Source organism: Parafannyhessea umbonata, from assembly GCF_900111255.1.
GTDB lineage: Bacteria > Actinomycetota > Coriobacteriia > Coriobacteriales > Atopobiaceae > Olsenella_J > Olsenella_J umbonata_A.
Genome location: NZ_FOGP01000001.1, coordinates 392,680 through 404,504, shown reverse-complemented (window position 1 = coordinate 404,504; position 11,825 = coordinate 392,680). Strand labels below are relative to the sequence as shown.

Annotated in this window: 6 protein-coding genes; all 6 read right to left on the bottom strand. The window is 69.0% G+C overall.

What is annotated here, in order from left to right; all coding sequences use genetic code 11:
• Positions 1-3: 3 nt before the first annotated feature.
• Positions 4-3,591, bottom strand: a complete 3,588-nt coding sequence (locus BMY31_RS01705) for a UvrD-helicase domain-containing protein (protein WP_143802910.1) — start codon at positions 3,589-3,591, stop codon at positions 4-6.
• On the bottom strand, positions 3,591-6,854 hold the full coding sequence (locus BMY31_RS01700) for a PD-(D/E)XK nuclease family protein (RefSeq protein ID WP_091007683.1): 3,264 nt from the start codon (positions 6,852-6,854) through the stop codon (positions 3,591-3,593). The genes BMY31_RS01705 and BMY31_RS01700 overlap by 1 nt, the downstream gene beginning before the upstream one ends.
• A gap of 155 nt (positions 6,855-7,009) precedes the next feature.
• A complete protein-coding gene (locus tag BMY31_RS01695) occupies positions 7,010-7,312 on the bottom strand; it encodes a YerC/YecD family TrpR-related protein (RefSeq protein WP_078686562.1) in 303 nt (100 codons plus the stop codon).
• A gap of 104 nt (positions 7,313-7,416) precedes the next feature.
• The gene (locus BMY31_RS01690; RefSeq protein WP_078686561.1) at positions 7,417-8,796 is read right to left on the bottom strand and encodes an Mbeg1-like protein; all 1,380 of its coding nucleotides are present in this window, start codon (positions 8,794-8,796) and stop codon (positions 7,417-7,419) included.
• Positions 8,797-9,119: 323 nt separating this feature from the next.
• The gene (fucO, locus tag BMY31_RS01685) at positions 9,120-10,280 is read right to left on the bottom strand and encodes a lactaldehyde reductase (protein ID WP_091007680.1); all 1,161 of its coding nucleotides are present in this window, start codon (positions 10,278-10,280) and stop codon (positions 9,120-9,122) included.
• Between the two features lie 298 nt (positions 10,281-10,578).
• On the bottom strand, positions 10,579-11,811 hold the full coding sequence (locus BMY31_RS01680) for a coiled-coil domain-containing protein (RefSeq protein ID WP_143327726.1): 1,233 nt from the start codon (positions 11,809-11,811) through the stop codon (positions 10,579-10,581).
• Between the last annotated feature and the right edge of the window lie 14 nt (positions 11,812-11,825).

Below are 11,825 nucleotides of genomic sequence, written 5' to 3'. Positions count from 1 at the left end.
CCGCTAGATGCGCGGGGGGCGTGCGGCGTCGAACTCGTAGCGCGCGACGAAGGGCTCGCCCGGCGCGGGCTCGGCACCCGCGACGCTCTCGGCCGGGACCTCGACGCAGACGAAGCTGCAGCGCACGCGCGAGAAGCCCTGTGCCATCAGCACCGACGCGTAGAAGTTGGCCTGCATCTCGTGGCGCGCCCAGATCTGGCGCGCGTCGAGCCCGCGGTCACCCGTCTTGTAGTCGACCAGGAAGGCCTCGTCGTCAGCGCGGTCATAGGCCAGAAGGTCTATGGCGCCCTCGACGTAGTCGCCGTAGCGGGAGGCCGCGTGGCAGAAGAACGGAACCTCGGCGCGCACGACCCCGTGCGCAAGCGCCTCATGGCGGATAGCGGAGGCCTGCCAGAGCCCGAGGGCCGCGTCAAGGCGCGTGCGCTGGTTGCGGGAGAGGCGCCAGTAGTCCGCCATGCGCGCCACGCGCTCGGCCGAGGGGTTGCGGCCGCTCTCGACCATGCCCTGTGCGAGCAGGTGGAAGGCCGAGCCGAAGCTGGTCGCCTTGTCGCCGTCATCGACCACGGGCGCGCCCTCCTGCCAGGCGTCGCGTTCGGCACGCGTGGGAACGGCGGCGCCGGCGGGCCTCCAGGCGATGTCGTCGTCATCCGGGGCCACGCCTCCCCCTGCGGGGACGAAGCTCTGCTGCATGAGGGCATGCGCGCTGGAGTAGCTGTAGACGCCCTCGCGCGAGGGCACGGGGACGGCGCGCTCGGCGACATCGTCCGGCTCTACCTGGAAGAGGTCGAAGCCCGCATCCTCGCGCTCGAGCCCCTCCACCGGAGTGCCGACGAGTGCGATCCTCGAGACGTCGGGGCCAAGAGGGCCTCCCTCGAGCGCGGGCAGGGCGCCATGGGCGTCGACCGTCGCGAGCTTCGTGGCCTTGTCGACCGCGACGGAGGCCACGCGCACGACGGCGGGCTCCTCTCCCCCAAAGTCGAGCCGGTGCTCACCGGGATCGGGAATGCCGCCCGCGTAGAGACTCTGAGCGAAGTCGGTCGCGAGCCCGTCGGAGCTTCCCTTGCTCGTGCTGATGATGGGGCAGGCGACCACGAGGGCCTCACGCGCACGGGTGAGCGCGACGTAGAGCAGGCGGGTCTTCTCGGCAGCCGCTTCCTCGTCGGACCTCTGCCTCAGGGCCGCGGCCCACTCGAAGGCGCCTTGCGGCTCGCCCACGAGCTCGTAGCCCCCGAGCGTCTTGCTCATGCCCTTGGGCTTCTTGTCGAGACCTCGGAGGTCCGTCCCCGAGCCGGGCACGAGCACGCAGCCGTAGGAGCCGTCGTCAGCCTTGCCCGCGAGCAGCGCGCCGCCGTCGGCCTTGACCGACCAGCAGTCGGCCACCGCGACCACGGGAAACTCCAGGCCCTTGGACGAGTGGACGGTCATGACGCGCACTGCGTCATTCCGACCGCCAGCCAAGGACGAGGGTGCGACGTTCGAGATGGCGAGCCAGCGGTCGAACTCGTCGGCCGCGCGGGCGGGACCGATGGCGAGGTCGGTCGTGAGGTCGCGGATGTAGCGGATTGCGCCCAGCACGTTGGCCTCGCGGGCGCGCTCGGCGGCGTCGCCGCGCTCCAGGCGCGAGAGCCAGCCGGACTCGCGGACCACCTGAAGGCAGACGTCGGCGACGGGCTTGGTCCGCAGTGCGGTGCGGGCGCGCATCATGACCTCGCGCGCGCGCCGAAGACGCAGGCTGGGCTCGGCGTCGTGGAAGAACTCCATGGTCTCGAGGCCGCGGTCGACCGAGCGGTTGGTGGGCGCGTCGAGCCTCAGCTGCGCACGGGTTCCCAGCTGGACCAGGTCGTTGGCATCGAGCGCGAACACCTCGCTCGTAAGCAGGGGGAACAGGCCCGCCTGGGTGTCCTTGGGGTTGGCGAGCGCATGCAGGAGGTGCGCCATCACGGCGACCTCGGGCGCATTGGTGAAGTTGGAGCCACCCGAAACGACGCACTCGAGTCCGCGGGCGCGCATGGCGTCCAGGTAGAAAGAGGCGTTCGTGAACGCGCCGAGGAGAAGCGCCATGTCACCCGGCTTCTGGCCGGCATCGCGCAGGCGGGCCAGGCGGTCCGCAACCATGGCCGCACCGATCGCGCTCTGGGGCTTGCCAACGTTGCCGGAGGCGGAGGCGCCCCTGGTGAGCTCGATGTCGATGCGCGGGATGTCGCGGGCGGCGTAGCCGTCCGTGCGCTTGGGGTTGGGGTCGAGGTGCATGAAGCCGTCCAGCACGCCGTGCTTGCCGCCGCAGACGCGGTCGACCAGCGAGAGCACGTCCGCATGGCTGCGGTAGTTGACGCTCAGGCGCACGTGCTCAGATTCGGGAAGCGCTTCTCCCCTGCCCCTGAAGACGGAGACGTCGGCGCCGCGGAAGCGGTAGATGGACTGCTGCGCGTCGCCGACCGTGGCCAGGTGCCGGGCACCCGCGCCCGAGAGAATCTCGATGAGCTCGAGCTGGCGCTCGTCGGTGTCCTGGAACTCGTCGACCATGACCAGCCTGAAGCGGCCGGCGTAGTCCCGCGCAACGGCGGGGTTGTCGCGCACGGCCTCGAGCGCGAGCGAAATGAGGTCGTCAGCAGAAAGGACGGACTTGGCACGCTCGAGCTGCGCCACGCGCTCCTGGACCTTGTGCGCGAGCGACATCAAAGCCGGCACCAAGGGGCGCACGCGCGCGAGGGCGAGGGCCACCTGCGCAAAGGCGAGCTCGCCCTTGGCCTCGTCCACAGCCTCCTTGATCGTCTTGCTCGATCTGGGCACGTACGGCTTGGCGAGCAGCGCGGCCGCACGCTCGGCCGTGCGCTCCGACGGCGGCAGCGTCAGGAAGTCGTCCATGGCCTCGAGCTGAGAGGCGATCTGCTGGGTCTTCTCGTCGTCCAACTTCAGCGCAAGCAGGCTGCCGTAGGAGCGACTGAAGTCCCTCACGACCGAATCGACGTCATCTGCCTGTGCAAACGTCAGGCCCTCAAGCCCCCGCGGAGCCTTCGAGGCGACCTCGATCACCGACTCGAGCGCACCGTAGAGACCCGTTGCGCCGTGTCCCCCGTCGGGGGCGCCGATGCCGTACTCCGCAAAGAGCGCCGCCATGGCGGGGTCGTCCTTGCGGCGGCGGGACGCCTCGCTCAGCACCTCGTTCAGGGCCTGGGCACGAATCTGGTCCTCCACGTTTCCGGAGGCCATGGAGAACTCCGGGTCGAGTCCAAGGTCGAGCGCGTGGCGCTTGAGGATGCGCCCGCACATGCCGTGGATGGTGCTGATCCAGGCGGAGTCGACCTCGAGGGCGTGCTCCGCCATGCCAGCGTCGCGAAGGGTGGAGCGGACGCGCTCCTTGATCTCCTGCGCGGCGGCATTGGTGAAGGTGATGACGAGCGCCTGCGAGAGGCTGTCGATGTAGGGCCTGCCCCCCTCGCCAGAGCCGGGCGAGAGCGCCCAGGCGATGCGGCGCGTGAGCGTGAAGGTCTTGCCCGAGCCGGCGCCTGCCTCGACGAAGAGGGGCTCGTCGAGCGTGGTGACGATCTTCTTCTGCTCGTCGTTCAGGGTCGAAAGGTCGATGCCGCTCACTAGTTCATCCTCTTCTCGCAGTTGCTGACCGGGCAGTAGTCGCACGCCTTGGCGTCGCGTGGCCTCGCCTCGATGCAGCCGTCCATCATGCGTGCCACCTCTTCGGCGATGGCGGCCTCGGTCGCATCGAGCAGGGCGTCCATGCCGGTCTCGCCCTCGATGCCGAAGTCCGCGCCGCGCTCGACGCCAACGGCCGCCCGTGCGTCCTTTGACGGCAGGCGGTCGCCGTAGACGCGCTCCATCTGGTCGGCGTCGACAGCGCCGGAGAGCGCGTGGTCACGCCCCTTGGTGGAGAGGTACATGGCGCCCTTGACCGAAAGCAAGCCCTCAAAGCGCCGGCGGATGACCTGTCCGTAGACGAGCGACTGCACGCGCCTAGGCAGGACGAAGCCCGCACTGTCCTTCGACGCGAGCAGGGCGCCGTACTCCTTGGCGAAGCCCGAGGACTTCTTGTTCTTGTAGTCAATCACGATTGCGCTGCCGTGAGCGTCAACGTCCACGCGGTCGATCGTTCCGTTGAGCCAGGCGCCGGCATAGCCCACGCGGTCGGCGCCGTGGCCGAAGTTCCACTCGAACATGCGCGGCTCGAAGCCCTCGAGGATTCCCCTCTGGTAGTCCAGAACGCTCAGGACGTCATCGCGCATGGACTCGAGCGTGCCGCGGTCGGCGACGTCGTGCGGGACGAGGGCCTGGTAGCGACTGGACTTGCCCTCGCGGATGAACTGGTGGCGCAGGTGGTCAGCAAGCTCCTGGAGCATGAGGTCCTTGGCGTGCCGCAGGAGCTCAGGGCTGGCGCCGTAGAGCCCCGAGCCGGGAACGCGGACGCGCGGGTCAGCCGCGACGTCGGGCGAGGGCTCCATCGCCCCGAGTGCCTCGGACAGCAGCGTGGAGTGCGTCACCTCGAGCACGCGGTGAACGAAGGTTCCCATCTCCATGGGACCGAAGCCGGCGTCGGCGTTCTGCAGGCGCAGCCGGCGCAGGCTGAACCACTTGTAGGGACACTCGAGGTAGGACTCGATCTGCGAGGCCGAGAGCACGGGCCTGCCGTCCAGCAGGTCGGGCCTCCCTTCGCGCGGCACGTTGACCAGCGCGCGGGCGGGGCCGCTGACGACGCCGGCGGCCGCAGGCGCGTCCGTCGCGACCACCTCGGGCGCGCGGCCGCAGGGCGAGACCATCGCGGCGGCCTCGCACTCAGAGAGGGACTCCGCCACGCAGAGCTCGCCGCCACGCTGACCATAGGCCGCCAGCAGCTCCGAGAGCATGACGGAGGGATAGCGCTCCTTCGAGTCGGCGTCGAAGAGCGTTCGCTCGAGCGAGACGGCACGGCGTGCCACCGAGAGCCGGCGCACGAAGGATGAGCGGGCCTGCCCCACGGCGTCGGGAGCGACCTCGACGCCCAGCTGGACCAGAAGAGCGGTCGCGACGTCGTCGCCCGTGGGCAACGGCTCCTCGACCGAGGTCTGCCCGCAGACGATGACGGCGTCCGCGCTGCGCGCGGGCAGCGTAGCCGCACGGGAGTGATCGACCAGGCGCACGACGGGCGTGCCGGGCCCGGCACCCTCCGGCTCGCAGCGCACGCGCGTGGCAACCTTGACGTGGCTCGCCGCGCGCGTCGCAAGGGCGACGAGCTCGGTCAGGGCGACGCGACGCTCGGCCTTGGGGTCTGCCGTGACGCCCAGCTCCTTGAGAACGCCGGCGATGTCGAGCACGGCCCCCAAGGCGCCCATGGCCTGCTGGTCCGCAAGGGAGTCCTGCGGCCGTTCGACGCTCAGGAGGACCTCCGCCCCGTCGGCAGAAACGACCTCGTCGAGCGGGCCGAACCCGCCCGAGACGAACGGCGCAAGCAGCTTCGAGGCGGCGGAGCCGAGCCTCCCCTTGAGGAGCTCACGCGTGGCAGCGGCCACGGAATCCGAGGTGCGACCCCTGTTCTGCAGGAGGTCAAGCACGTCAGCGGGCGTGAGCAGGCGGTCGGCACGCCAGCGCGCGTCGAGGGCCATGGCACGTCCCGTGGGAACATCGGATATGGACGAGAGGAGGAAGTCGGTGAGGTCTCGCGGCGGCCACCACGACATGTCGCCCAGGTGCACGAGGGTTCCCTCCTGCACCTTCTCGCTCTGAGGCCACTCGTCCCTCAGCTTAGCCAGTCGCGCGACGACGCCGGCGAACTGGAAGAACGCACGGCCCGCCTCAAGCCGGTCGACGCGCGCCGCCATGGTCGCCTGGACGGAAACGCCGCGACATGCGAGCTTGGGAGCAAGGTTGCGCCAGGCGACGGCGGCGTCCGGAACGCTCACGACAACGTCTGCGCAGCCGGCGTCCGCAAGGCGGCGCGCCTCGCGGCAGATCGCCTCGGACTCGGCGACGGGCCCCGCAGGGGTGACGACGGAAACGGCCCCAGCAGGTTCGACGCGCTCCGCGCCGAAGATGTTTTTGATCAGCGCGCGAAGCTCCTGGGCACGTACGCCCCTCGGGTCGGGCTCGCACCCCCCGGCGGCATTGCCCTCCTCCACCGACACGCCTGCCGTGCGGGCGGAATCCAACAGCAGGGCAAGGTCCGCGTCAAGCAGCGCGGTCGCCGCGGCGTTGGAACGGGTCGCGACGACGCTCACGTCAGTCACGGCCGCAAGGTCGGAAAGCAGGTCACGCCTTGCGCGCGAGAGGCTGTCGAAGCCGGCGGCGACCGTGGGCCAGACGGACTTCGCGGCGTCGGCAGCCGTCATGGCGCCGACCAGGCGCACGGAAGCGACGCAGCCCTCGACGTAGCCCATCGACTCGATCAGGCTGGAGTAGGTGCCCAGCAGCCCGAGCGCCACGCACTCCGCCCGAGTCAGGCCGCACTCCTGTGCGAAGACGACATTGACCTGGCCCTGCGGGTCGATGGGAAGCCAGGGCAGGGCCCGCTCGGCCAGGCGGGCGAGCGTGTTGACCGTGCCCAGGTTGTCGCCCAGGGGGCAGCCCTCGGCAGACGCCGCCTGGGACACGACCGTCTGCAGCGCCATGGTCCGCACCATGGGCTCGACCACGTGGGTGCCGTCGCCCCAGACCTCCCAGCGCTCCTTCACCCAGGCCTCGGGCGTGGTCACCGTCACGCCCATCGACAGGCCCTCGACGCCCGCCAACTGACGCGATGCCTCAAGCTGCGCCTGGAAGTCGGGCACGAGCAGCGTGGCGCGGCCATGGGCCGCGACGGCAGCAGAGAGCGCCTCGCGAACGGGAGCGCTGGCCAGGCGGTCGTCAGACGTGTGGATAACGGAGAGAGACATAGGCGTCCTTGTTGGTTGGCATTGTTGGCCTCGACCGACGCGATGGGCGGGGCCGAGCGTTTGACAACCTTATCCTAACGCCGCGAGCGGACATTAAATCCGCAGAGCGGAGGAACGCCACGGGGAGAAGTGCGCGCCCTTCTCGCTGGCGGGCGCTACTCCTTGGGGAGGCCGATGCGATCCAGGACCAGCCGGTAGCCGCCGGCGGCGCCGTTGAGGCACTTCGAGACGCGGCTGACCGTGGTGGACGAGGCCCCCGTCTGGGCGCTGACGCTCACGTAGGACTGGCCGCGGGCGAGCAGGCCGGCCACCTGGAGGCGCTGCGCGAGGTCATCCAGCTCGCGGGCGGAGAGTATGTCGGCCAGAAACGCGCGGGCCTCCTGGGGGGACTCGAGCGCGCACATCGACTCGAACAGGCGGTCAAGCTGGTCCTGCGTAATGTTCTTCTCGCTAGTCATAGGTGCTCCTTGCAAACCGCCCCGCCGCCTCGCGGCCCTGCCTCTCCTTGGTTTCGCTTTACCGTATTAAAGCATAACGGCATGCCGCGCGCGGGCCACGGGCGCTAGGAGCGACCTGCCGCGTCGTCCTCCCCCTTGGAAAGAAACGCATCGCCCCCGCTCGAGAGGGTCTGCGGGATGCTGATGTAGTCCGGCGCCGGAAGGTCGTCCGCGGCGCCTTCGGGCTCGGGGTTGGCATGCCCGATGACCGGCAGCGTCGCCACGAAGTCGGAGAGCGCCCCGGTGATCTCGCGGGCCTCGGCCCCCACGCGGCCCACGGCGCCCTGAGCGAAGTCGGCGGCTGCCTGCCCCGCGGCATCGCGGGCCTCGAGCACGGCTTTGCCCACCGCGGCCCTCGCGCCGTTCACGTTCGCCTCGACGAGCCGTCCCATCAGGTCCTTCGTGCGCGGAGAGACCGAGCCGGCGGCCGCCAGCACCTTCTGGAGGCTCTCGGGCCTCACGAGCTCGTTCAGGTCGGTGGCGCCGCCGGCCTCGAGCACCTCGAAGAGCTCGGTGGTGAGGGCCTCGCGCTCGGCCATGCCCATGCCGGCGAGCCAGCTGGCGAGGCTCTCGTTTACGACCTTGGCGGCAGGCTCGAGCCCCTCGGCCTCCGCCAGAGAGTCACGGCTCACCTGCCAGGTCATGGGGTCGTGCTGCGCAAGACCGCTTGCGTCGCTCCGAACGTAGGTGCGCGGGGTCTCCGGGCGGTCGAACAGCTGGCCTACCACGCTGTAGGCGGGCTGCAGGCGCACGAAGCGCGGGCCCAGGGCGTCGTGCGGTCCCTTGGCCATAAGAGACTCGTCCATGCCGGGGCCGTCGAGGCTCCAGGCGCGCACGATGCCCTCCGCGAGCTTGGGCCCCACCGTAGCCGTGGCGTACGAGACAAGGTTTCCGCCCTTCGAGTGGCCGCCGACAAGGACGCCTCCGTAGGTCTGGAGGGCGTCCCTCAGGTAGGCGCGGGCAAGGGTCTGGGCTCGGGTGATGGTGAAGCCCAGCATGAAGTCCTCCTGCCAGCCGGCAAGAGATAGGTCCGTGCCGCGAAACGAGACGTAGGCGTCCACGGACCTGCCGCCCACGGCGACTCCGCGGCCCGTGAGGTCGACGGTCAGCGCGGCGAACTGGAGCGAGATCGAGTCGTCCACCTCGTCGGCGTACGTGGTGAGCCACAGGTCCCCGAAGCGCCGCGAGCGCGCGAGCCCCTCCAGAAAGGACTCCTTGATCGACGCCATCGAGCGCACGTAGGGCGCCAGGTTGCCGTCGGCCCTCCTCAGGAGCGCCTCGGCCGCGTCGGCGAGCCGGATCCCGCCCTCCCCCGCGCCGGGAACGACGCCCGAGAAGTCGACGTAGGAGAGCGTGCCCAGGACGAGCGCGTCGACGTCGTTGAAGGGTCGCTCGGCAAAGTCGAGGTCCCCCCTCCATGCAAGGTAGTCGACCATGGTCGCCATGTTCTTCTCTCCTCCCGTGCTACGCCCCAGGGTGCCCGCAATGGTCCCGAGACCTTCTTACCATCCAAACATAGCGTTTTACCTCGCAATTTGCTAGGCCCTAACGTTTCTGCTGGTAAACATATCTGTTTCGATTAAACGCGCTGGTAGATGCAATGCAGAATATCGCACGCAGCCAAACGTTCGTCACGCTTCCGCACACCCCTCCGCAAGCCCGCACACCGCTGGAAGGACGTGCCCGCCTCGCAGCAAGCAAGACGGGCACGCGCGATTGCGAAGTGTGGACCCGGGCGGGGCGCCCCGGTCAGACGCCCCGAATAGCGCTACGGCATGACCTTGCGGAAGAGCTCCACCACCTGCTCGTGGGTCGCCTCGCAGGGGTTGCCGGGATAGCAGGCGTCGTTGAGCGCGTCGGTCGCCAGCTGGTCGAGGTCCCCCTCCACCAGGCCGTCACAGGCCTTGGGAATGTTCACGTCGGCCGAGAGCTGGCGCACCGCCTCGATGGCGGCATCGGCGGCCTCGTCCTCGTTCATGCCCGTGGTGTCGACGCCCATGGCGACGGCGACCTCGGCCAGGCGCGCCGCGACGGCCGGCTTGTTGAACTCCATGGCGATGGGCAGCAGCATCGCGCAGGCAACGCCGTGCGGCGTGTCGTAGTGCGCCGAGAGCGTGTGCGCCATGGCGTGGTCGATGCCCAGGCCAACGTTCGAGAAGCCCATGCCCGCGACGTACTGGCCCAGCGCCATGCCCTCGCGCCCGCTGCCCGGCGTGCCGGACTGCGCCTCGGCGTAGGCGTCGCGCAGGTTGGAGCTGATCAGCTGGATCGCCTTGTAGTGGAACATGTCCGAAAGCTCCCAGGCGCCGCGGGTGGTGTAGCCCTCGATGGCGTGCGTGAGCGCGTCCATGCCGGTCGCGGCTGTGAGCCCGGCGGGCATGGACGCCATCATTTCAGGGTCGACCACGGCAACCATCGGGATGTCGTTCACGTCGACGCAGACGAACTTGCGAACCCTCTCGGGGTCGGTGATCACATAGTTGATGGTGACCTCGGCCGCGGTGCCGGCGGTGGTGGGAACCGCTATGGTGAAGGTCGCGTGGTTCTTGGTGTCCGCCACGCCCTCGAGCGAGACGACGTCGGCGAACTCGGGGTTTTCGGCGATGACGCCGATGGCCTTGGCCGTGTCCATCGAGGAGCCGCCACCGATGGCGACGATCATGTCCGCGCCTGACTCCTTGAAGGCCGCGACGCCGTCCTGAACGTTCTTGATGGTCGGGTTGGGCTTGATCTGCGAGTAGAGCTCCCAGGGAATGCCCGCCCCGTCCAGAAGGTCGGTCACCTTCGCCGTGACGCCGAACTTGACCAGGTCGGGGTCGGAGCAGACGAAGGCCTTCTTGTAGCCTCGGCGCAGGATCTCGCCGGGGATCTCCTTGATCGCGCCCGAGCCATGATACGAGATGTCATTCAGAACGAAGCGGTTTGCCATTGTGCAGCCTCCTTGTCAAAACAACACGGACCGAAGGGGTGGGCCGAGCGGTCGCGAACGACGGCCACGACGCACCTGCCACATCAATTATTTCCCTTGCCGAGAAACGCATGCGCTCCCAGTCCCATCTTTTCCGCCAACGCAAGGGCCCCTTTAGCCCAAACGGAAGGTGCTGTCCCACTCACGCCAAGCGCGTCGGGCGACGCGACTCCATGGCGAGTCACAAGAAAAGCCCGACCCCCACCGGGGCCGGGCTTGAGCTTATGCGTTGCCGCCTGATGTTGGCTGCGCGGTCGCCTTAGACGGGCGAGCCACAGCGCGAGAAGCTGTAGAGGCCGCCAGAGACGAACTGGATGCCCTGGCCGGGCGAAAGCGCCTCGATGGTGTTGCCACCGCCCACGTAGATGCCGACGTGACCCGGGCGCCAGACGACGTCGCCCGCGACGGCCTGCGAGATGGGCTTGCTGCAGAAGCTGCTCTGCGAGCCGGAGCTGTGCGAGATGCTGATGCCGGCGCAGCTGTAGCAGTACATGGTCAGGCCGGAGCAGTCGAACTGCCTTGCGCCGGGGTTGCACGCTGCCCAGACGTAGGTGCCGCCAATCTGGGCGTAGGCCGCGCTCACGACCGTGGAGCGCCAGGCGCCGCTCACGCCGTGGTTGCCGCCGCCGTGGTTGCCGCCGCCGGAGTTGCCGCCGCCGGAGTTGCCACCACCGTTGTTGCCACCACCGTTGTTGCCGCCGCCGTTGTTGCCGCCGCCGTTGTTGTTGGTGTTGCCGGAGTTTCCGCCGTTGTTGCCGCCACCGTTGTTGTTGGTGTTCTGCTGCGCGGCGTTGTTGGCCTCCTGCTGGGAAGCGGCCTCGTTCTGCTGCGCTGCGGCCTGGGCTGCCGCCGCCTCCTGCTGGCGCTGCTGCTCGAGGGCAGCCTTGACCTGGGAGTCGAGGCTGTCAACGTAGGACTGGGCCTCCTGTGCCTGGGCGGTAAGCGCGGCCTGCTGGGACTTCTGGCTCTCGAGCAGGGACTCCTGCTCGGACTTCTGCTGCTCGAGCTGGCTCTTGTTGTTGTTCAGCTCCTCGCGCAGGTTCTTGACCTCGGCGATGGCCTCGGCGTCGCTCTGGCTGACCTTGGTCGCGTAGTAGATGTTGCTCGTGAGCTCCTCGAAGGAGTGAGAGCTCAGCAGGAGGTCGAGCAGCGAGGTGGAGCCGGACTTGTAGTTGGCCGCCACGCGGTCCGAGAGCGTGTCCTGCTTCTGCTTGAGTTCCTTCTCCTGCTCCTCGATCTGCTGGTTGAGCGAGTCGATCTGGGCGTTGGTCTCGTCCAGCTTGACCTGCGTGTCGTTCAGCTGCTCGGAGGCCTCCTCGGCCTGGGCGTATAGCGAGTTCAGGCGGGCGTTCGCGGCGTCCAGCTGAGACTGGAGGTCGCTGGCCTCGTCAGCGTACGCGGTGTTCAGGAACAGGGCGGGTGCGGTTGCGCCCGAGAAGGTAAGCGTCGCACTAAGCGCCGCGGCAATGGCTTTCTGTGCCTTGTTCTGCATCGATATGCCTCGAT